Consider the following 20,769-nt stretch of genomic DNA (forward strand, 5'->3'; position numbering starts at 1 on the left):
GGTGGTGGGTGATGGTGTCCGGTATTTGTTCAGCGATTGAATTATTTGCCCGCAATATGGCACTGTCAAGAGGTGAGCCCCACCCACGCCCCGGCCGGCGCCGCCCGTCAAGGGAGCCTGCGCGAACTCAATCTCGCCCTCGTGCTCGGTCGGATCGCCGCCGCCGACCGTCCCCCTTCCCGCGCCGACCTGGCCACCGCCACAGGCCTGACCCGGGCCACCGTCTCCGCGGTGGTCGAGGACCTGCTCGCCGGCCAACTGGTGAGCGAGGCCGACCCGGCGCCCCGCGCCGGCGCCGGCCGACCGGCCCGCGGGCTGGTCCTTGCCGACCAGGGCCCCGCCGGGCTGGGTCTGGAGGTCAACGTCGACTACCTGGCGGTGTGCGTTGTCGACCTCGCCGGCCAGGTACGCCACCACACAGTGCACCGCGCCGACCTGCGCCCGGTGGCACCCGCCGACGCCCTGGCCCAACTGGTCACCCTGGCCGGGCAGGCCCGCGCCGACGCCGCCCGGCAGGGCCTCACCCTGGCCGGCGCCGCGCTCGCCGTCCCCGGCCTGGTGGACGACGCCGGAGTGGTCCGGCTCGCACCGAACCTCGGCTGGCAGGACGTACCGGTTCCGACCCTGCTGCGGGGGCACCCTCCGCTCACCGATCAGGTGCCCGGCGTACCGGCGCTGGTGGTCGACAACGAGGCAAATCTCGCCGCGCTCGGCGAACTGCACTCCGGACCCCCGGGGCCGGCCAGCTTCCTGCACATCTCCGGCGAGGTCGGCATCGGCGCGGGCATCGTGCTGGACGGCGCGCTGTTCCGGGGCGTCCGGGGTTGGAGCGGTGAGATCGGGCACCTCCCGGTCCACCCGCAGGGGCGTCCGTGCCGCTGCGGCGGGCGAGGCTGTCTGGAGCAGTACGCCGGTCAGGAGGCGATCGTGGCCGCCGCCGGGCTGGCTCGCGCGGAGCTTCCCGCCGACACCGCAACCGTACGGCTGGCGGAGCTGGCCGAGGCCGGCGACCCGGACGCCCTGCGGGCGCTGCGCGACGCCGGCACCGCGCTCGGTGTCGCAGTCGCCAGCGTGGTCAACCTGCTGGACCTGGACACCGTGGTGCTCGGCGGAGGGTACGCCCCGCTTGCGCCCTGGCTGTGCCCTCCGGTGCTCGCCGAGATCGCCGCTCGGGTGCTCACCGCCGCCTGGTCACCGGTCACGGTCCGACCGTCGACCCTCGGCCCGGAGGCAGCCTCGGTGGGCGCCGCCGGATCGGTGGTCCGCCACATCGTGGGCCGACCCGCCGGCTGGCTGACCCGTTCCAGCTGATCACCGCCCGCACCCTGGGTGTCCGTCACAAGGGCTCGGTACGCTTGCTGTCGGGCAACGATCCGCGGGCGAGGATTGCAGGAGCAGCATGCGTAGAGGGCGTCAGACGCAGGCCGGCGTCGGGCGGTGAGCACTACCCGACGCGACGGCGATGCCGGCCCGGTCAGCGACGAGGGGCAGACGCCCCACTCCGTCCAGCAGCCCACCGGCGGCCCACTTCCGGCCGACTCGCCGTTGGCCCGCGAGCTGCTCGACGGGCTCGGCGAGGCTGTGCTGACAACCGACAGCGCCGGCCGGGTCACCCTTGTCAACGCCATGGCCGCAGAGCTGCTCCCGGAGATCGCCGCGGGCACCGGGCTGCCCGGCTGTCCGATCGCGCCGCTGGCCCGGGCGGTCACCGACGGCGCCGAGCACTTCGACGCCGAGCACCGTGGCCGGCAGCTGCGCGGCTACCGCCGACAGCTCGCCGGCAACCGGTACGCCTGGTACGTCAGGGACGTCACCGAGGAGCACGCCCGCGCCGACGCCCTGCTGGCCGAACGCTCCCGCACCGCGTTCCTCGCCCAGGCCGGCAGCCGGCTGGGGCTCTCCCTGCACCGGGACCAGACCCTGCGGGTCACCACTACCCTCGCCGTGCCGTACCTGGCCGACGCCGCCGTGGCACTGCACCGCGCGCCGGCCGAGCCGCACACCCGCTGGACCCGGTACGCCGAGGGGGCACCTGCCCCCGTCACCGGGCGCGTCGGGCCGGAGCTGAGCGCCGTCGTCCCCGGCCTCGCCGAGGCGCTCGACGGCACGCTCGCCGAGCCGTGCCTGTGGCGGGACGTCACGTCCGACGGCCTGGCCTCCGTACTGCCGCCCGACTTCGACCCGCCCGGTGCCGTGCTGGTCTGCCCGATGCGCGGCGCGGGCGGCCCGGCCGGCGCCCTGCTGCTGATCCGGCGCAGCGGCCGGGCCGGATTCGACCCGCGCGACGTCGAACTGGCCCGCGAGTTCGCGGCGCGAGCGGGCGCGGCACTGGCCACCGCCGAGTTGTACGGCGAACAGGCCCACCTGGCCCGCGTGTTGCAGACCAGCCTGCTCCCGCCGGAGCTGCCGACGGTGCCGGGCGTGAGCATCGCCGGGGGCTACCGGTCCGCCGGGGACACCCTGCGCATCGGCGGAGACTTCTACGAGGTGTTCCCGCACCCGCGCGGGGCGCTGTTCGCCCTCGGCGACGTGTGCGGCAAGGGCGTCGGCGCGGCCGTCCTGACCGGCCGGGTCCGCCAGTCGTTGCAGACGTTGCGGCTTGTCGAGCAGCGCCCGCTGGAGCTGATCCACCTTCTCAACCGGGCGCTCTTCGACGCCCCCGAAGCGGCACGGCGCAGCCAGTTCACCACCCTGCTGCTCGGCTCGCTGGAGCGCGGACCGGCCGGGGTGGACATCCGGATCGCCGGTGGCGGCCACCCGGCGCCCCTGCTTGTCACCGCCTCCGGCTCGGTCACCCCGGTTCCGGTCGGCGGGATGCCGGTCGGCGCGCTCGCCGACGCGCGGTTCGCCGAGACCCGGGTGCATCTCGACCCTGGTGACCTGCTGCTCGCGTACACCGATGGGGTGACCGAGGCGCACGGCGGGCCGATCGACGTCGAGATGTTCGGCGAGCACCGGCTGCGCGCCGCGCTCGCCTCGGCGGCCGGGCTGCCCCCCGCCGTGCTTGTCGACCGGCTACTCCAGCTCGTGGACGAATGGCTGGGCGGGCAGGCCCACGACGACATCGCCATGCTTGCGGTGTGCGCGTCGACGCCGACGTGACCGACCTCCGGGGCCTGTCGGATCAGGCGGTCCGGGCCACCGGCGGCTCGCCCGTGGGCCACTCGCGAGGGCTGCCCACCTGCCCGTCGGTGTCTGTCGGCCCGCCCTGTCGCATCGTGCGCGACGGCCGGTCGGGGGCCGCCGGCCAGTCCCTCGCCCGGCTGGTGGGCCGGTCCGGATCGCGCGGCCACCCGGCCGGGTCGTCCCCGTCGGCTGGCCAGTCGCCCGACGTCGGCGTGGTCTGCGCCTGCTGCCGGCGGGCGGCCTCGTCGAAGTCCTGCATCCCGCGCAGCAGCGCGGTGCGCCCTGCCGGGCTCATCGCGCCCAGGACGGCGGCGAGCCGCGCCTGGCGGTCGGCCCGCAGCTCCGCGAGGAGCCGACGTGCCTCCGGGGTGAGGTGCAGGGAGATCTCCCGCCGGTCGAAACGGCCCGGCTCGCGTTCCAGCATGCCTGCGGCGACCAACCTGTCGCAGAGCCGGCTGGCGGAGCTGAGCAACATGTCGAGCTGGGTGGAGAGCCGGCGCAGGTTGATCCCGTCTTGGTGCTCGACCACCATCACAGCCCGTAACTGGACTCCGGAGAGCCGGTTGGCGGTCGCCTCCCGGGCGGAATCCCACACGCTCAGCAATGCACCCGCCGCCGCGTCCAACGCGGCGGCCATACTCGTCTCGTGGTCCGGTGGACCGGGCAGTTCGGCCATGGTGGCCCGAGACTACTCCGAACCCGCTGGTGGTTGAGCTTGATCAAGGAGCCCTGATGAACGAACCGGTCAATCGGGCACGACGTACCCTCAATGAGACGCCCGCCGACCGCCTCGTGAGCGGGGTCGAGGAGGTTCTCTCCGAGGCGTACGGGATCAGCGACGTCGAGCTGTACCAGGTCGACTACCGACTCTCGGAGCTACTGCCGCTCACCGAGGGTGACCCTCTCCGAGGTGCCGGGCACCCCGCGTGGCGAGTTTTCGACCACCAGTCGCCCCTGCGGGTCGACGACACAGCCTGGCTGCCGGTCAGCATGCGCGGCGAGCGCCGCGGCGTACTGCGCGTGGCGCCGGTACCGGCCGACCCGACAGTTCTCGCGGACCTGGCCGAGATCGCTACCGCGCTCGCCCACGAACTGGACGCCGTCTCCCCCGGCACCGACGTGTACAGCGCCGCGCGGCGCAGCCAGCGGCTCACCCTGGCCGCGGAGATGCAGTGGGACCTTCTGCCCGGCCGCAGCCGGATCAGGCCGTCGTTCAGCCTCGCCGGGCAACTGGAGCCGGCGTACGCGGTGCGGGGCGACAGCTTCGACTGGTCCGACGACGGGCAGCGGCTCTGGCTGTCCACAGTCAACGGCACCGGCGAGGGTGTCGCGGCGTCCCTGCTCACCTCGCTCGCCACCCACGCGCTCCGCAATGCCCGCCGGGCCGGGCTGGGTCTGGCCGACCAGGCGGCCCTCGCCGACCAGGCCATCTACGACGAGTACCGGGGCAAGCGGCACCTGTCCGTCCTGCTGCTGGAGCTGGACCTGCGATCCGGGACGATGACAGTGGTGGACGCGGGCTCACCCCGGCTGGTCCTGCTGCGCGGCGGCGAGGTCACCGAGCAGCCGCTGGAGGCGCAGTTTCCGCTCGGCATGTTCGAGGCGACCGACTACCGCGAGCAGACGTTCACCCTGGAGCGCGGCGACCGGCTGTTCGTGGTCAGCGACGGGGTGGTGGAGGCCACCGGGCGGGATGTGCGCTACGGCGAGACGGCCCTCGACCGGTTTCTGCGCCGGACCGGGCCGATGGAGCCGCTGGACGCCGTCCGCTCACTGATCGGTGACCTGCGCGCGTTCGTGGCCGGCGACCTGATCGACGACGCCGTTGTGGTCTGCCTGGACTGGACCGGCCCGCAGCCGTGACCGGCGACGGTCAGTACGCGCCGCGACTGTTCAGCACCGCACCGACGGTCTTCCAGAGGATGGTGAGGTCGGCGGCGAGGGACCAGTTCTCCACGTAGTAGAGGTCGAGGCGGATGCCGTCCTCCCAGCTCAGGTCGGATCGCCCGCTGACCTGCCACAGCCCGGTCATGCCAGGCTTGACAAGCAGCCGGCGTGCGACGTCGCCGTCGTAGCGGGCCACCTCCGAGGGCAGCGGTGGGCGCGGCCCGACCAGGCTCATCTGGCCCAGCAGCACGTTCACCAGCTGCGGCAGCTCGTCCAGCGACCACTTGCGCAGCAGCCGACCGACCCGGGTGACCCGTGGGTCGTCGCGCATCTTGAACATGAGGCCGTCGGTCTCGTTGCGGGCGGTCAGCTCGGCGAGCAGCGCGTCGGCGTTCACCACCATGGTCCGGAACTTGTAGACGCCGAACTCCTTGCCGCCCCGGCCTACCCGGGTCTGCCGGAACAGCACCGGACCCCGGCTGTCGAGTTTGATGGCAAGCGCGATGACCGCGATGACCGGCAGCAGCAGCGCCAGGGCGACCGACGACACCGACCTGTCGACGAATCCCTTTACCAGCTTGCGCGCACCGCGGAACTCGGGCGCCTCGACGTGGATCAGCGGCAGCCCGGCGACCGGGCGGGTGTGGATCCGGGGGCCGGCCACGTCGGTGAGCGCGGGTGCCACGACGAGGTCGACACCTGTGCCCTCCAGCTGCCAGCCGAGCCGGCGCAGTCGGGCGGCGGTCAGCTCGCCCGAGGCGGTCACGGCCACCGTGTCCGCGCCGATCGCGGTCGCGGCCTCCGGAATGCCCCGGAACGACCCCACCACCGGTACGTCACCGAGACGCTGCGCCACCGGTGCCAGCAGCGCGTCCGGGATGCACGCGCCGACCACCTGATAGCCGGCGTACGGCTCCCGGCGCAGTGTGTGCACCAACTCCAGAACATGGGCGGTGTCACCGACCACGAGCACCTTGCGGGACCAGCCGAACCCCCGGGACCGTGCCCGGTGCAGACGTTTTCGGGCGGCGAACCGGGCCACCTCCAGCCCGACGGTGCCCACCGCGAAGGAGATGCCGAGGAAACCCCGGGAAACCCCGACGTCGGCGATGTATCCGGCGATGGCTATCGCCCCGGCCAACCGCAGGCTTGCGGAGCTGACCCGCCGGTACTCGTCCGCCCCGTAGCCGATCACCCGGTCGTCGTAGCAACCAAGCGCCTTGAGCGAGACCAGCCAGGCCAGGACCAACCCGGGCGCCACCAGCACGTACGGGATCTTCGAGCCGCTCGGCTCCTCGTCACCGAACCGCGCGACGTACCCGACGAGCAGGGCGATGGTGAGGATGGCGGTGTCCAGCACCACCAGGACCCGGATGTAGGACCGCTCGTCGGCGCGGGCCATCAGCCCAGCCGGGCGGCCATCCGGCTTCGCGGACGCGCTGGCGGGGGTCATCAGTGTCGTGGCGGTCACTGGCCCTCCCCACTCTGTTCAGGTCGGCCCGGCCGATGGGCCGCACCGAGGCGGACCGAGAAACCGGGGCGGCCGGGCGGACCGACAATGCCGGGACACGTCGACATCCTGCCCTGATAACTATGACTGCCGATTGATTCCGACGTATTGCCGTCACTTTTCTTCAACTCAGCGGTTACAAAGGGGCCCGCCGTGCCGGATCGGCGGTCCGGCAGGCTCCCTGTGCTGTGCGTCGGCTCAGCGCGGCGCCGGGGGGCGGCGGGCGATGGCGCTGAGGAAGATGCTGCCGATCTCACTCGGGTCCTTGGTGACGAAGACGTCCCCACCGGTGACCTTGGTGATCGACTCCAACTCGGCCTTGCTGACGCCCTCGCCGATACCGATCATGATGACCTGCACCGGACGCTCGGGGTCGGCGATCTGCTTCAGCTTGGCCAGCAACTGCTGCTGGTTGAGCCCGTTGTCGTCCTCGTTCTTACCGTCGGTGAACAGCACGATCGAGTTGACGCGGCCGGGCTGCCAATCTTCCTGGACCGCCTGGTAGGCGGCCAACATGGTGTCGTAGAGGCCGGTGTCGCCGTCGGACGGCTTGATCGTACCGAGGGCCGCTTCGAGCTGACCGCGCTGGCTCGACAGCGGGCCGATGGGAACCAGCTCACGGTAGTCGCGGTTCCCGACGAGCTTGGTGGAGAAGGTCCACAGGCCGATCGCCCAGGAGTCGTCGAAGAGGCCGAGGCCGCGACGCGCCGCGTCAACGGTGACCTCCTCGCGGCTACGCCTGTTGGCGCTGGGCACCTCTTCCTTCATCGAGCCGGAGACGTCGATGACGCAGAGCATGCGGCCGGACTGGGTGGCGATCGACCAGCTGGAGACGACACGCTGTATCGCGGCCGGGTCTAGGCCGCCTGCCGCCGTGCCGCCTGCCGCCGGCTCCGCCGGCGCGGTACCCGACGGGCTCGGGGCGCCCTGCGGCGCGCGGAAACCGGCACCCCAGTTGCCGTCCGGCCCGCGCAGCGACTGCGCCGCCAGCCGGTCCCGGAACTTCGGGGCGGTGAGCAACTCGAACAGCACCTTGGCCGCCGACGCCTTGGTCGGCTCGATGCCGGGCAGAACCGCGTACGGGTAGTCCAGCGGCATCGGCGCCGGCTCCATGTAGAGGGCGGCGAGCGGCACCGGCGGCTGCTTGCTGTTGTAGGCGATCACGTCTTCCTCGGACAGCGCCGCCGCACCGAGGCCGCTCGCGATGGAGGTCGGGTCCGTGGCGGTCGGGAAGCGTGCCACAAGGTCGCTGCGCAGCGACGAACGGCCCGTGGCCAGCGCCCGCAGCGCACCGACGGTGTTGCGTTGGGTGTCGCCGCCCGCCGCGCTGGCAGCGGCCGTCAGCGAGAGCAGACCGGACAGACCGGCAGCGTCCCGGGTGGGCTCGACGATCCCGGTACGCAGCGGCTTGCTGCTGTTCACCTGCTTGAGGAGGTCCGCCCAGGTGAACTTCGCGTTGGGCCAGCCCAACCGGGTGGCCACCGGCTCGGGCATGGCGACGACGACGGGGCTGCGGGCGATGGAGGCGCCGTTTGTCGGAGCGAAGGCTGTCGCGTCCTTCTTGAGCCGCAGCAGCCAGGTCGACGAGTCCGGCACCCAGACGTCCGGGGTGACGGCGGTGCCGCTGGCCTGCCCGACACCGGCCAGGACGGCACCGTGCTTCGCAGCCACGACGGCGGCCACGTCGACCGGGTCGGACGCCGAGACGTCGACGCGGATGCAGGTGGGGCCGACAGCGGCACCGTCCTTTACCCACTGGGACGCGGCGGCGTCGACGGCAGGCGCGAGCTCGGCGGCGACCGCCACCGCGAGTCGGATCTCCCCGGAGCAGTTCGGCTGGATCAGCTCCTTGTAGCCGAACCACGCGCCGGTGGTGACGACGAGAACCGTCGCCATCGATCCGACGACGGCGAGGTGGAGTTTCGAACGCATGCGATGGCGGCCTGCTGACACGCTGACCATCTTGCGTATTAGGTGCCGTCTCTGCCACAACCGTTCGGACTAAAGTTACGCAGGAGAAACAGTTGATCACCGTTTAGCGACACAGAGTGATGAAGCCGCCCCGAGCCGTCGTCAAATCGGCATCGTCTTCACGTCTCGCCCTCCGATGGTTCGGCTCACGGCAGCACACAGGTCGGGCTCGGCACCGCCACGGGCTCGCCGACCGGTGCCGGGATGCCGGTGCTCGCGTCCAGCCGGAAGACCCGCACCATGTCCGCGCGCTCGTCGGCGACGTACAGATGCTTACCGATCAGTGCGAAGTGCCGGGGCCACTCACCACCGGTGTCCACCTCGGCCACCAGCTCGGGCAGCTCGCCGGCCAGGTTGAAGACGGCGATGGTGCCCACCCCGCGGTTGGCGACGTACAGGAATCGGCCGTCCGGGCCGACCGCTACCTCCGACGGCTGCACGTGCCCGGTCCGGTCGCTCGCGTCGACCCGGCCACGCTGGTGCAGCGCCCCGTCGTCGTCAAGCTCGTACGCGGTCACAGTGGCGTCCAGCTCGCCAACCAGGTAGCAGCGTCGCCCGTCGGGGTGGCGTGCCAGGTGCCGCGGCCCGGTGCCGGGCGCCGTGCGCGCCCGTGGCCCGCGCGGCGTCAACCGGCCGCTCGCGCCGTCGAGGTCGTACCTGTAGACCGAGTCGGTGCCCAGATCCACAGCGAGCAGCGGTCCCGCGCCCGGGTCCGGGGAGACCATGTGGGTGTGTGCCCGGTCCTGGCGGTCCGGGTCGGGACCGTGCCCCTCGTGCACCACGAGGTCGGTGCGCTCGCCGGGTACGCCCTGCGCGTCGAGCGGAAAGACCGCGACGCTGCCGCCGCCGTAGTTGGCCGCCACCAGGTGCCCACCGTCGGGCAGCACCGCCAGGTGGCACGGCTCGGCGCCACCTGTCGAGTGGCTGCCGAGCGGGTCCAGCGAACCGTCGGACCCGACCTGCCAGGCGCTGATCGCCCCGTCGGTCACCTCGTTGACCGCGTAGAGCACCGGCTGACGGGGGTGCCGAACCAGGAACGACGGGGACTCGGTGACCGCCACAGTGCCCAGCGGGGTCAGCGCCCCCGTGGCCGGGTCCCGCAGGGCCGCCACGATGCCACTGCCACGCCCTCCGCCCTGCGCCGTGTAACCGCCGATGTGGACGACCTCGCCCTGACCACTCACGCCCCACCCCTTAGCCGGCATCCTCGGTAGATCCAATCAGAGCTGCCCACGATGCCGGCCGGCTAACCAGCTTTCCGGGCCCGGATCGCCGACCATCGGCTCTCCGCGCGAGCTGACCGCCGATCCGCCGCCCGCGCGGAGGCGGCTCAGGCGGTCGGCACCGGCTCACCACGCTGGCGGGCCACGTGCTCGACCAGGGAGATCAACACCAGCTTGCCGGACTGCCGGTCCCGGGCGTCACAGAGCACCATCGGTACGTCCGGATCGAGGTCCAGCGCCCGACGTACGGTCTCCAACTCGAACCGACGGGTGTCGTCGAAGCAGTTGACGCCCACCACGAACGGGATGCCGCGCTGCTCGAAGTAGTCGATCGAGGGGAAGCAGTCGGCCAACCGTCGCGTGTCGGCGAGCACCACAGCGCCGAGCGCGCCGAAGGCCAACTCGTCCCACAGGAACCAGAACCGGTCCTGACCCGGGGTGCCGAAAAGATAGACCTGGAGGTCCTCGTTGATGGTGATCCGGCCGAAGTCCATCGCCACCGTGGTGGTCGACTTGCCCTCAACGCCGGAGATGTCGTCGGTGCCGATCCCGGCCCCGGTCAACACCTCCTCGGTCTGCAACGGGCGGACCTCGCTCAACGCGCTCACCAGCGTCGTCTTGCCGGCACCGAAGCCTCCGGCGATGAGGATCTTCAGTGCCAGCGGGATGGTGGTGCGAGTGCCCGCATGGTCATAACGCACGGAGTCCACTGACCACCGCCTTGAGGATGTCGTCGTCGGGAAGGTTGCCGTCGGCCGGCGGCTCGTGCACCGCGACCAGGCCCTGAGCGAGAAGATCACCGAGAAGCACCCGGATCACACCGACCGCGAGGTCCAGCTCGGCTGCCAACTCGGCCACCGAGACCGGCCGGCCGGCGAGCGCGACGAGCCGCCGGTGCTCCGGGAGTAGCTGCGGGTGGGCTGCCGGATCGAAATCCGAGGCGGCCAGGACGAACGCGACAAGGTCGAACCCGACGGCGGAGCGTACCCGTCCGCCGGTGAGCGTGTACGGGCGCACGACCGGGCCCGCGTCGCCGTCCAGCCACTCGTGCTGGGGCGCGGGCGGCTCAGCCCGCATCACCGGCACCCGCCGACGGCCGAGCCGGCGCGCTGAGGTTCTCCCCCACACGGATGACAAGCATCGCCATCTCGTATGCCACCAGGCCGATGTCCGCGTCCGCGTCACTCACCACGGCCAGGCAGGCACCCTGCCCGGCGGCCGTGACGAAGAGGTACGCCGACTCCATCTCCACAACGGTCTGCCGGACCGGACCACCGTCCACGTGTCGGCTGGCACCCCGGGCCAGGCTGGAGAAGCCTGCGGCGAGCGCGCAGAGGTGCTCGGCGTCGGAGCGGTCCAGCTCGGTGGAGGAGCCCATCAGCAGCCCGTCGGCGGAGAGCACCACCGCCTCCCGGGCGGCTGGCACCCGTTGCACCAGCTCGTCGAGCAGCCAGTCGAGGCTGGCGCCCTGCTTCGTCGTCTGTCGCACTAGGCGTCCCTCTCAGTCTCGGTCTGGGGTTCGGTGGTGTCCCGGTCCGCAACGGCACGGTCCGCCGGAGCTGCCGTGGCCGGCGGAGATCCGGTGGCCCGGCCGCGGGCGGTTCCCGCCTGAAGTGCCGCCATGACCCGGCGTACCTCCTCCGGCGACCGGGGCGACGGCGTATCGGCGACCGTCGACCGGGGCACTGCGGCGGGGGTACGTCGTCGCACCCGGCGGGGCAGTCCGTCCAGGTCGTCAGGTGTGTCGTCCGAGGGCGCCCCCTCGACGTCCGGCCCGGTCGTGCCCGACCCGACGGCTGCCGAGGCGTTGGCGGCCGAGGCGTCCGGCCCGTGGGCGGGCGAGGCGGTGGTGGGCGGTCCGATGGCGGCCACGGGCGGGCGGGCGCGGTTGGGCCGGGGTCGGGGCACTGTGCCTCGGCGGGTCGGTCGCAGTGCACCGGGCGCGGAAGTCGGCGCGGTGAGGTCGGGCCCGGCCGGCGGCTCGGCGGTGACCAGCTCGCTGGGGATCAGCACCACGGCGGTCAGCCCGCTCTCCCTGCCGGGGCGCAGCCGGACCCGTACCGCGTGCCGTGCCGCCAGTCGGGCCACCACGAACAGGCCGAGTCGCGCGCTCTCGGTCGGGTCGAACTCGGGCGAGCTGGCCAGCCGGGTGTTGGCGCTCTCCAGCGCCGCCTCGGACATCCCCAGCCCCTGGTCGGTGATCTCCAGGGCGTACCCGTTGGCCACCTGCTCCCCCGTCACTGTGACCCGGGTGTCCGGCGGCGAGAAGGCGGTGGCGTTCTCGATCAGCTCGGCCAGCAGGTGGATGACGTCGCCGACCGCCCGGCCGAGCACGCCGGCCGGCTGCACGACGGTGACGTCCACCCGGTCGTACGCCTCGACCTCGGAGATCGCGCCGCGAACCAGGTCGACCATCGCGACCGGGTTGCGCCATCCTCGGCCCGGCGCGGAGCCGGCAAGAATGACCAGGTCCTCGGCGTGCCGACGGAGCCGGGTGGCCAGGTGGTCCACCTGGAACAGTTCGGCCAGCTCGTCCGGGTCCTCGGCGCGGCGCTCCATCCGGTCCAGCAGGTGCAACTGCCGGTGCACCAGGCCCTGGCTGCGCCGGGCGATGTTGAGGAACACCTCGTTGAGGCCACGGCGCAGGGTGACCTCGTCCACCGCTGCCTGTACGGCGGTGCGCTGCACCTGGGTGAAGGCCCGCCCGACCTCGCCGATCTCGTCGTGGCCGTACTCCAGCGGCGGCGCCTCCCGCGCGACGTCGACGAGCTCGCCACGGCGCAGCCGGGTCACCACGTCCGGAAGGCGGTGCTCGGCCAACTCGAGCGCGGCGGTACGCACTCCGCTGAGGCGCCGGACCAGCGTGCGGCCGACACGCACCGCCACCAGCACCGAGACCACCACGGCGACGAGTCCGAGCACACCGGCGGCGGCCAGCCGGAGCAGGATCCGGACGGCCATCGGCACCGAGCGGTCGGTGAGCCCGTCGGCCTCGGACAGCTCGAAGTCGCGCAACTGTTGCTGTACGGCGTCATGGCTGGCCTGCCATGACGCCGCGTCCACCGGTGGACGCCCGGTCCGGCTGGCACCGATCAACGCGTCCTGCATGGCGCGCAGGCTTGTGAACTCCGGAGTCTCGGTAAGTCGTTGGTACGCGACGCGCCCGGCCTCGGGCAGGTCGGCGACCGCGCTCTCGCTGAGCCACCGCTGGTTGCCGATGGCCTGCACGAGTTGGGTGTGCTCGCCGTCGGCGAACCGGCCGGCGGTGAACGCGCCGGCCAGCAGGGCGTCGGTCTGGCCGAGCAGTTCCCGGGAGCGCCCCAGCGCGGTGAGCGCCAGCGCCTCTCGGTTGATGTCGGGATCGGGCAGATCCGCCATGGCGGAGAACGCCTGGAAGGCCGCGGTGACGATGCCACTGTAGAGGCCGAGCGCGCCGGCACGGTCCATCATGCGGTCGTCGATGAAGTTCCGGCCGCTCGGCAGGGCCGCCAGTGCGGTGACCAGCCGGTCGATCCGGTCCTCCAGGACGTCGTCGGCGGCGTCGCGCAACGCCTCCCCGTCGATCCGGTGGCGCAGCTCGGCGACCGCCCGATCGGTGCGTTGGCGTTGCTCGGCCAGGGCCGGCAGCACGGTGGTGCCGGCGAGTTGCACCACCGACAGCCTGCGTTCCCTTTGCAGCTCGGTGACCACTGCCTCACCGGGGCGGCCCAGGTCGTACAGCAGGGTGCGCGCGGAGAGCAGATCCAGTGCCGGGCCGAAGGTCAACGTCGTCGCGAAGATCCACAGTGCCAGCAGCGCGGTCACCGGCGCGACGACCAACGCGGTCAGCTTCGAGCGGATCGGCCAGTCGCGGGTTCTCATCAGACCTCGCCCGTACAGGGGTGGCAGGAGTGCGCCGGCACCGCCGGGCAACGCGCTCGCCGGGTGCGCGCCCGACCGTCCAGGTCGGGTGCCGGCGCGGGCGCCTTGGGCAGGATACGTAATCACGCGCCGATGCACTACCGCCCGTCGCGTGGGCATCGACGCTACGGAATGCAACACCGCCGGACGCCGACGGCGGCGGCCTCGCGAACCCGGCTCAAATCAGGTTTGACCCCGCGTTGCGCCGTGTCCCTGGTCCGCGTTTCGCCCTGGAATGCCCTCACTAGGCGAAACGGGACGCGGATCGGTGCGGAAAGTACCTCGGATCGGGATTGGCGATCAGTACGCGGAGGGAATACCAGGTAACGAAGGAGGAGCCCATGTCGTCCACGCAGATAATCGTCATCGTCCTCGTCGTGCTGGTGATCGCAGCACTGGCCGTGGCAGCGCTGTCGTTCAGCCGCCGCCGCAAACTGCAGAGCCGGTTCGGGCCGGAGTACGACCGGGTGGTGCAGGAGCAGGACAGCCGGTCCGCCGCGGAGCGCGAACTGCGCGATCGGGAGCGCCGGCACGCCGAGCTCACGCTCACCCCGCTCAGCCCGGAGTCCCGGGCCCACTACGCCGCGGCCTGGGAGGAACTCCAGATCCGCTTCATCGACTCGCCCGGCGACACGGTGGGCGACGCTGATGAACTCGTCACCCGACTCATCGAGGAGCGGGGCTACCCGACCGGGGACTTCTCCGACCAGATCGCCCACCTCTCCGTCGACCATGCCCGCACGCTTACCCACTACCGGGACGCGCACGAGATCCACCTGCGCAACTCCCGGGGTGAGGCCAGCACCGAGGAACTGCGCCAGGCGGTCGTGCACTACCGGGCTCTCTTCGCCGACCTGCTCGGCGAGGAGCCGGTCGGACAGCACGCACCCGAACAGCGCCACCACCCGGACACTCCGCACGACGCCACGAGCCGCTGAGGAGGCCACCCATGCGCCAGCAAGAGCAGGTGAGCAACGACCACCCGGAGGCCGTCCGGTCCACACCGGTACCCGTGCCGCCGACCGACGACCGAACCGACCGTGACGACCAAACCGACAGGGACTACCGCTCGGACGCCCCCGAGGGCAGTGTGGACGACCGGGGCGCCTTCGACGACCCCGACCCCGACGCCGAGCGCGACCTCACCGCCGAGCGCGAGCGGACCGACGACGTCGACACGGGCCTGTACGACGTCGACGACGAGACGGCGGACGACCGACGCCACCGGGCGGACGAACGGCAGGCCGACGCGACGGACGACAGCGACGGCGAGGGCGGATTCCACGAGCCCGGCCCGCTGCCGACCGCGTTCGGCGCCACCACCGTGGGGGACGCGGTGGCCGCGTCCGCACTGGCCAGCCCGCACCCGCAGGACCAGCCCGACCCCCGGGCCGAGCGGACCGCCGAGCCCGGAGACGGCGCCGAGGACGGCGAGCGGGTGGGCCTGACCGCTGACCCCACCGCCGAACTGCACCGCCGGGACGGCGGCCCGGAGACCGGCCGGGACACCGATCTGGATCCCGACGCCGACGACCAGCACACCGACGCCGACGGTTCCACCCGTACCGTCGTACCGGCGGGGAGCACTGACGGTGCGGCCGAGCGCCGCGGTGACCTGACCGACTGGGCCGGGGACCCGGACGCGACGGCGGCCGGCGCGGCCGGCTACGGCAGCGCCACGCCGGAGATGGTCGACCCGGACGCGGACGCCGACGTGGTGCCCGTCGTCGCTGGCACCACCTCCTCGCTGGAGTCGGCCGGAACGTCGCGGCCCGCCGGGTCGACGGTGGCCGCCGAGCCGGCGACGCTCCTCGAAGCCGACACGGCGCAGGGATTCCGGGACCGCTGGCGCGACGTGCAGCTGCGGTTCGTGGACGACCCGCACGCGGCGGCCGGCGAGGCGCAGTCGCTGGTCGAGGAGGCCATCCAGGCGCTCTCCTCGGCGCTGGCCGCGCAGAAGAACAAGCTTGGTGGCTGGCAGGACGCCGGTTCGGCGGACACCGAGCAGCTACGGATGGCGGTCCGCAACTACAGGGACTTCCTGGACCGCGTACTCGGTCGCTGAGTGACGCACGGGCGCCCCGGTCGATCATCGACCGGGGCGCCCCCGTATGTCCGTCCCGCTCGCCCCGCCCGTTGCGGCCGGAAGCGCGCCGAAAGTGGGCATCCGGGCGTGAAAGCGCCGCGCATGGGCCCCCCGACACGGGGTACGCGAGGGATCAGGCAACGTGTCGGACCCAGGAGGCAGCACCATGACCGATCGCGACCGCCGACCGCCGCTGGAAGAGAGCCCGCAAACGGCCGCTGCGGTGGACGACGACAGCACCGTCCCGCAACTGCGGACCGGAGGCGGCCCGGACCGGGACAATCCGGCCTTCGCCGAGCCCCGGGACCGGCCGGAGGATCTCGCGCCGGAGACCGACGAGTTGATCGGTGACCCGTACGCCGCCGGCACCGGCGCGACCGGGACGGGCACCGGCGCGGCCGGTGACAACATCCGCACAGGGGCTGAGCAGCCCTGGGAGCCGGAGGATCTGGTGATGGCCCGCGGTCAGGACCTCACCAGGGAGAACCTCGACAAGGCGCGCCGTGACCTGGCCGAGCAGGGCCGGGCGGCGATCGAGCGCACAGTGCCCTGACCGGGCCGGCAACGGGGTGGGTCCCCGACCCGACCTGTGACGGTCGAGTCGGGGACCCGGGGGGACCTGCCGCCGGCAGTGCCTCACCTACTGCCGGCGGCGGGTGGTGCTGGAGCGTTCCCGGTCAGAGCGCCGGGTACGCGTTGCGCATGAGCTCCTGGAACTGGGCGGAGAACCACGCACCGGAGATCGGGGCGTCGGCCAGCGCACCGGACGGGTTGTTGCCGTTACGGGCGTTACCGCCGTACGTCGGGTCGCACATCCGGTCGAAGCCCTTGCCCTCGTTGTTCGGGATCTCCTTGCTGGAGCCGTCCGACTCGCCCGGAGGCTTCACCCAGACGTAGGCGTCGATGCCCGGCTCCGGGTTGGCCCGGGGACGCTCACCGAGGCCGGCACCGGCCTGGTTGCACCAGTTGCCGAGGTGGAGCCGACGGTCGACCCGGCCACCGTTGACGTACGTGTCGACGCTGGTCGTCGCTCCCGGGCCGGTGGGCCGGGCGGACCCGCCCCAGCCGTTGCGGGAGGTGTCGATCAGCATGCCGATGTTGGAGTTGAAGCCGACCGAGACCAGCTTGTCGCGGAACGCCTGCGCGAAGGACAGCTCGTCGACGTAGTAGTTCCAGTCCACCCACTTCGACTGCCGCACCGTCTGGCCGTTCACGTTGTCCGTCACCTTGAAGTACGGCTCACGCAGCGCCGAGTAGTTCGCCGTGTTGGTGATGAAGCCGTGCACGTTGTTGACAGTGCTGCCGGAGGCGACCGCTGCGGTCTTCAGGATGTCGGCGGTCGGGCCGAAGTTGGTGTCCCAGCCCAGCCAGCCGTGGTGGCCGGCGTCAACGTAGTTGTAGACGTTGCTGATCGCACCGAACTTCGCCAGCGCGTAGCCGACGCCGTTGACGTAGGCGCCGTTGGCCTTGACGGTGTCACACATCACCGTGCCACCCGCGTTGCCCGTGGTGTTGGTGACCAGGTTCGGCAGCGAGTCGATTTCGATGACGTTGATGATCCGCAGGTTCCGGTACTTCGAGTCGGACTGGATCGCCGCGATCGGGTCGATGTACTCGGCCTTGTACCTGGGCAGCTCGTCCGGGCCCAGCTCACCGTTGGAGGCGAGCGCGGAGCAGTCCCGGCCCGGCAGGTTGTAGATCACGAACTGGATGTAGCCGGCACCCTGGCGCAGCGCCTCGTCCAGGTGGTCCCGCACCCCGAAAGCACCGTTGGAGCTGCTGTCCGGCGTGCCGTTGATGGCAGCGATCCGGTCCAGCCACACGGCGGTGGGGTTGTTGGAGACCCGGCTTCCGCCCGCCTCGGCGTCCGCCTTGGCCTTCCACTCCGGGTTCACGTAGCCGGGAACACCGGCGTACGGGTTGTCCACCTTGGTTCCGGGCGGCGGGGTCGTCGGCGGAGGCGTGGTGGGCGGAGGCGTGGTCGGCGGAGGCGTGGTCGGGGGTGGGGTGGTTGCCGGGGGGGGGGTGGGCGGCGGGGTGGTCGGGCCACCGCCGTTGCAGACCACTCCGTTGAGGGTGAACGACGTCGGCTTCGGGTTGCTGCCGCTCCACGCGCCGTTGAACCCGATGTTCGTCGACGCACCGGTGGCGAGGCTGCCGTTGTAGGACAGGCTGCGGGCCGTGACCTGGCTGCCGGACTGGGTGAACTCGGCCGACCAGCCCTGCTGCACCCGCTGGCTGGAGTTGGGGAAGGTCCAGCCCAACGTCCAGCCGTTGACCGGGTCGCCGAGGTTCTTGATTGTGACGTTGCCGGTGAAGCCACCGGGCCAGTCGTTCGTCGAGTAGACGATCTCGCACTGCGTCGCGGCCTGTGCCGCGGTAACGGGGATCGTCACCAACCCTCCGGCGACCAGCACGCCCGCGCCTGCGAGCGCGAAGGTCCGGCGTGGGCCGGACAGCCTTCTCCACACATTCATGCCACTGATCTCCTTGGGCGAGACCGGGCTCGCGTACGGCCCGGCGTGGGACGGCCCGGTGAGACGTCCTGGACGGACGGCTGCCGGCGCCAACGGGATTCTTTGGGGTGCCCGACCCGGACGGGCTGCTGTGGTGGTGGTGAACGACCGGCGCGGACCGGCCCAGTGGCGGCCGGATGTCGTCCGGCGAAACCGGATGCCCTCGACGCCCTGCCTGCGCGGTGTGGCTCCCCGAACCGCGTGCGCCGATTCTTACATGGGAGCGCTTCCATGGCAATGGCTCGATGCGTGTGGCCGACCTTTGCGACTCGGACGATACCCCCGAGCGGGATCTGCCGGCACGAGAGCGACGGGCCTGCCGTTACCGGATGAGCGCTGGTGGGCCGGCACGCGGCGTGCCGAACACCGCTATCGACGCCGCAGGGCGGTGGCGCGCCTAAGACGTACGGCAAGCCCGAGAAGGCGGCGTAGCACTCCTTAGCCTCTTACCAGCAGCAAAGGTCAAAACGCGAATCTTTCCCTTCATAAGTCATGAAACCGTCTAACGTCGGTCGTAGCTCGACTGTCGTCGGGCTCAGGACAACAGGGATGGAGTGACGCAAGTCATGGCTAAAAAGATGCTCGGGAAGGTCGTTGCGGGCGCTGCGCTCGGCGGCGCATCGCTCCTGGTGTTCGCGCCGGGGATCGCGTTCGCCGACGGGCACCACGACGGCGGCAAGGACCACGACGGCAAGGTCTACGCCAAGCCGCACGTCGTGAAGGCTGGCGACGAGGTCAAGCTCCTCGAGATCTGCCCGGACCGGCAGGAGCACGCCTTCGTCTGGTCCAAGGTCACCGGCAAGGTCAAGCTGGAGGCGGCGCGGGACGACAAGGGCAAGGACCACGGCGAGTGGAACAAGGAGGACGGCTCCTACGACCGCGAGGACCGCGGCCGGGACGAACACGGCAAGGACGACAAGGGCAAGGACGAGCACGGCAAGGACGACAAGGACAAGGGCAAGGACCACGAGGGCAAGGGCGAAGACGGCAAGGACAAGCCGCAGCCGCCGGCCGACTCCCCGCAGCCCGGTGGCCAGGGCGGCGGCGCTGCCGCCGACGCCTACGGCGACGAGGGTGGCAAGGACTGGAAGGGCGAGGAGCACGGCCAGGACGCGGAGAACGGCCGCGACAAGGACTGGGGCTCCAAGGACGAGGGCAAGAAGGACTGGGAGTCCAAGGACGAAGGCAAGAAGGACTGGGAGTCCAAGGACGAAGGCAAGAAGGACTGGGAGTCCAAGGACGAAGGCAAGAAGAGGCAAGAAGGACTGGGAGTCCAAGGACGAAGGCAAGAAGGACTGGGACTCCAAGGACGGCGAGTACGGCTCGGACGAGTACGGCTCGGACAAGGGCTGGGAGTCCAAGGGCGGCGAGTACGGCTCCGACGAGTACGGCTCCGACAAGGGCTGGGACTCCAAGGGCGGCGAGTACGGCTCCGACGAGTACGGCTCCGACAAGGGCTGGGACTCCAAGGGCGGCGAGTACGGCGACAAGGGCGGCGAGTACGGCGACCATGGCAAGGACGGCGGCTGGGAGCGCGAGCGCGAGTTCGTGTACTACGGCGAGGCCAAGGTCGACAAGGACGCCAAGCCGGGTCGCTACGAGCTCAAGGGTTCGTGCGGCGAAGGTGAGCTCGTCGTGCTGCCCCACGGTGGGGTCGACGGTGGTGACGGTGGCGCCAGCACCGGTACCGACCGGGGCCTGGCCACCGGTGGCGCGAGCCTGCTCGGCGCTGCCGCGCTGGGCGGGATCGTTCTGATGCGTCGTCGGCGGACCGATGGTTCCCTCGTCTGACGTGACGATGGCACGGGCCGGCGGCCGTCACGGGAGACCGTGGCGTGCCGCCGGCGCGGCCGTCGTCGTCACAGTGGCCATGATCGGCGCCGGCATGATCGGCGCCGCGCTGAAGACCACGCCCGCTCCCCGCCCACCGCAGCCGCTGGCCCAGGCCGGTCCCGAGACCACCGACCCCGACGTTCCCCGGCTCGACGACGGGGAGTCCGCCGCACCGGGGAGTGTCCCGGCGGGACTGAACCGGGCTACGCCGACAAGCATCGAGATCCCCCGGATCGGCGTCAACGCGACGATCATGCCGCTCGGCACCAACCCGGACGGCACCGTCCAGGTCCCCCCGTTGGAGCAGGCCGACCAGGCCGGCTGGTACGAGCCGGGCGTGAGCCCCGGCGAGACCGGCAACGCGGTGATCGTCGGTCACGTGGACTCGGCGCAGCTCGGCCCTGCCGTCTTCTTCGACCTGGGCTCCCTCGTTCCCGGCGACACGATCACCGTGCGTCGGGCTGACGGCCAGCCCGCCACCTTCAAGGTCGAGTCGGTGAAGGCGTACCCGAAGACGGCCTTCCCCACCGAGCTCGTCTACGGGCCGAACGACAGGCCCGGCCTGCGGGTGGTGACCTGCGGCGGTCAGTTCGACGAGAGTGTCAGGAGCTACCCGGACAACGTGGTCGCCTTCGCGACCCTTGTGGACTGACCTGGGAGTGCGAAAAAGGTCCGGCCGGTCGGGGTGACCCGACCGGCCGGACCGCGTCCGGCGTA

At 71.7% G+C, this 20,769-nt stretch carries 18 protein-coding genes; 8 read left to right on the top strand and 10 right to left on the bottom strand.

Annotated features, from left to right (window positions below):
• The first annotated feature begins 72 nt into the window (after positions 1–72).
• Positions 73–1,311, top strand: coding sequence for an ROK family transcriptional regulator (locus tag ADK66_RS07080; RefSeq protein WP_197281442.1), 1,239 nt, complete (start codon positions 73–75; stop codon positions 1,309–1,311).
• A 126-nt stretch (positions 1,312–1,437) separates the two neighbouring features.
• Positions 1,438–3,102, top strand: coding sequence for a GAF domain-containing SpoIIE family protein phosphatase (locus tag ADK66_RS07085; RefSeq protein WP_231639940.1), 1,665 nt, complete (start codon positions 1,438–1,440; stop codon positions 3,100–3,102).
• 22 nt (positions 3,103–3,124) lie between these two features.
• Here the strand turns inward: ADK66_RS07085 and ADK66_RS07090 are convergent, their stop codons facing one another.
• Positions 3,125–3,802 carry a MarR family winged helix-turn-helix transcriptional regulator gene (locus tag ADK66_RS07090; RefSeq protein ID WP_231639941.1) on the bottom strand — a complete coding sequence of 226 codons (678 nt, stop codon included), beginning with the start codon at positions 3,800–3,802 and terminating at the stop codon, positions 3,125–3,127.
• A 56-nt stretch (positions 3,803–3,858) separates the two neighbouring features.
• Between ADK66_RS07090 and ADK66_RS07095 the strand changes: the two genes are divergently transcribed.
• Positions 3,859–4,989, top strand: a complete 1,131-nt coding sequence (locus tag ADK66_RS07095) for a PP2C family protein-serine/threonine phosphatase (protein ID WP_053653083.1) — start codon at positions 3,859–3,861, stop codon at positions 4,987–4,989.
• A 10-nt stretch (positions 4,990–4,999) separates the two neighbouring features.
• Here the strand turns inward: ADK66_RS07095 and ADK66_RS07100 are convergent, their stop codons facing one another.
• The 7 genes from ADK66_RS07100 to ADK66_RS07130 form a co-directional block, all read right to left on the bottom strand.
• The gene (locus ADK66_RS07100; protein WP_231639950.1) at positions 5,000–6,466 is read right to left on the bottom strand and encodes a sugar transferase; all 1,467 of its coding nucleotides are present in this window, start codon (positions 6,464–6,466) and stop codon (positions 5,000–5,002) included.
• A gap of 255 nt (positions 6,467–6,721) precedes the next feature.
• The gene (locus ADK66_RS07105) at positions 6,722–8,476 is read right to left on the bottom strand and encodes a substrate-binding domain-containing protein (protein ID WP_053653142.1); all 1,755 of its coding nucleotides are present in this window, start codon (positions 8,474–8,476) and stop codon (positions 6,722–6,724) included.
• 164 nt (positions 8,477–8,640) lie between these two features.
• A complete protein-coding gene (locus tag ADK66_RS07110; protein WP_053653085.1) occupies positions 8,641–9,678 on the bottom strand; it encodes a lactonase family protein in 1,038 nt (345 codons plus the stop codon).
• Positions 9,679–9,824: 146 nt separating this feature from the next.
• Positions 9,825–10,427, bottom strand: a complete 603-nt coding sequence (locus ADK66_RS07115; RefSeq protein ID WP_053653086.1) for an ATP/GTP-binding protein — start codon at positions 10,425–10,427, stop codon at positions 9,825–9,827.
• Complete coding sequence (locus tag ADK66_RS07120) at positions 10,408–10,794, bottom strand: DUF742 domain-containing protein (RefSeq protein WP_053653143.1); 387 nt, start codon at positions 10,792–10,794, stop codon at positions 10,408–10,410. The genes ADK66_RS07115 and ADK66_RS07120 overlap by 20 nt, the downstream gene beginning before the upstream one ends.
• Positions 10,784–11,206: a roadblock/LC7 domain-containing protein gene (locus tag ADK66_RS07125; protein ID WP_053653087.1), complete on the bottom strand. Its 423-nt coding sequence runs from the start codon at positions 11,204–11,206 to the stop codon at positions 10,784–10,786. The genes ADK66_RS07120 and ADK66_RS07125 overlap by 11 nt, the downstream gene beginning before the upstream one ends.
• Entirely contained in the window at positions 11,206–13,578 is a 2,373-nt protein-coding gene (locus ADK66_RS07130) for a nitrate- and nitrite sensing domain-containing protein (protein ID WP_053653088.1), read from the bottom strand. Before ADK66_RS07130 ends, ADK66_RS07125 begins: the two co-directional genes overlap by 1 nt.
• Before the next feature lie 380 nt (positions 13,579–13,958).
• Between ADK66_RS07130 and ADK66_RS07135 the strand changes: the two genes are divergently transcribed.
• The 3 genes from ADK66_RS07135 to ADK66_RS07145 all read left to right on the top strand — a co-directional run bounded on the left by ADK66_RS07135 (position 13,959) and on the right by ADK66_RS07145 (position 16,256).
• Complete coding sequence (locus ADK66_RS07135) at positions 13,959–14,555, top strand: hypothetical protein (RefSeq protein ID WP_053653089.1); 597 nt, start codon at positions 13,959–13,961, stop codon at positions 14,553–14,555.
• A gap of 11 nt (positions 14,556–14,566) precedes the next feature.
• Entirely contained in the window at positions 14,567–15,682 is a 1,116-nt protein-coding gene (locus ADK66_RS07140; protein WP_053653090.1) for a hypothetical protein, read from the top strand.
• 187 nt (positions 15,683–15,869) lie between these two features.
• Positions 15,870–16,256 carry a hypothetical protein gene (locus ADK66_RS07145; protein ID WP_053653091.1) on the top strand — a complete coding sequence of 129 codons (387 nt, stop codon included), beginning with the start codon at positions 15,870–15,872 and terminating at the stop codon, positions 16,254–16,256.
• 124 nt (positions 16,257–16,380) lie between these two features.
• Here the strand turns inward: ADK66_RS07145 and ADK66_RS07150 are convergent, their stop codons facing one another.
• Both ADK66_RS07150 and ADK66_RS32215 read right to left on the bottom strand, forming a co-directional pair.
• The gene (locus tag ADK66_RS07150; RefSeq protein WP_053653092.1) at positions 16,381–18,180 is read right to left on the bottom strand and encodes a glycoside hydrolase family 6 protein; all 1,800 of its coding nucleotides are present in this window, start codon (positions 18,178–18,180) and stop codon (positions 16,381–16,383) included.
• Positions 18,181–18,665: 485 nt separating this feature from the next.
• Positions 18,666–19,322: a hypothetical protein gene (locus ADK66_RS32215; RefSeq protein WP_231639942.1), complete on the bottom strand. Its 657-nt coding sequence runs from the start codon at positions 19,320–19,322 to the stop codon at positions 18,666–18,668.
• On the opposite strand from ADK66_RS32215, the gene ADK66_RS32220 reads away from it, so the two are divergent.
• Entirely contained in the window at positions 19,294–20,010 is a 717-nt protein-coding gene (locus tag ADK66_RS32220) for a hypothetical protein (RefSeq protein ID WP_231639943.1), read from the top strand. The two genes, ADK66_RS32215 and ADK66_RS32220, sit on opposite strands and share 29 nt — an antisense overlap.
• Position 20,011: 1 nt before the next feature.
• Complete coding sequence (locus tag ADK66_RS07165; RefSeq protein ID WP_053653095.1) at positions 20,012–20,704, top strand: class F sortase; 693 nt, start codon at positions 20,012–20,014, stop codon at positions 20,702–20,704.
• The last annotated feature ends 65 nt before the right edge of the window (positions 20,705–20,769 follow it).

The organism is Micromonospora sp. NRRL B-16802 (assembly GCF_001279555.1).
Lineage (GTDB): Bacteria > Actinomycetota > Actinomycetes > Mycobacteriales > Micromonosporaceae > Micromonospora > Micromonospora profundi.

Bases quoted from the DNA above. Each gene is read 5' to 3' on its own strand.
- ADK66_RS07120 (WP_053653143.1), bottom strand. From the start codon at position 10,794: ATGCGGGCTGAGCCGCCCGCGCCCCAGCACGAGTGGCTGGACGGCGAC.
- ADK66_RS07145 (WP_053653091.1), top strand. From the start codon at position 15,870: ATGACCGATCGCGACCGCCGACCGCCGCTGGAAGAGAGCCCGCAAACG.
- ADK66_RS07100 (WP_231639950.1), bottom strand. From the start codon at position 6,466: ATGACCCCCGCCAGCGCGTCCGCGAAGCCGGATGGCCGCCCGGCTGGG.
- ADK66_RS07130 (WP_053653088.1), bottom strand. From the start codon at position 13,578: ATGAGAACCCGCGACTGGCCGATCCGCTCGAAGCTGACCGCGTTGGTC.
- ADK66_RS07090 (WP_231639941.1), bottom strand. From the start codon at position 3,802: ATGGCCGAACTGCCCGGTCCACCGGACCACGAGACGAGTATGGCCGCC.
- ADK66_RS07095 (WP_053653083.1), top strand. From the start codon at position 3,859: ATGAACGAACCGGTCAATCGGGCACGACGTACCCTCAATGAGACGCCC.
- ADK66_RS07135 (WP_053653089.1), top strand. From the start codon at position 13,959: ATGTCGTCCACGCAGATAATCGTCATCGTCCTCGTCGTGCTGGTGATC.
- ADK66_RS07140 (WP_053653090.1), top strand. From the start codon at position 14,567: ATGCGCCAGCAAGAGCAGGTGAGCAACGACCACCCGGAGGCCGTCCGG.
- ADK66_RS07150 (WP_053653092.1), bottom strand. From the start codon at position 18,180: ATGAATGTGTGGAGAAGGCTGTCCGGCCCACGCCGGACCTTCGCGCTC.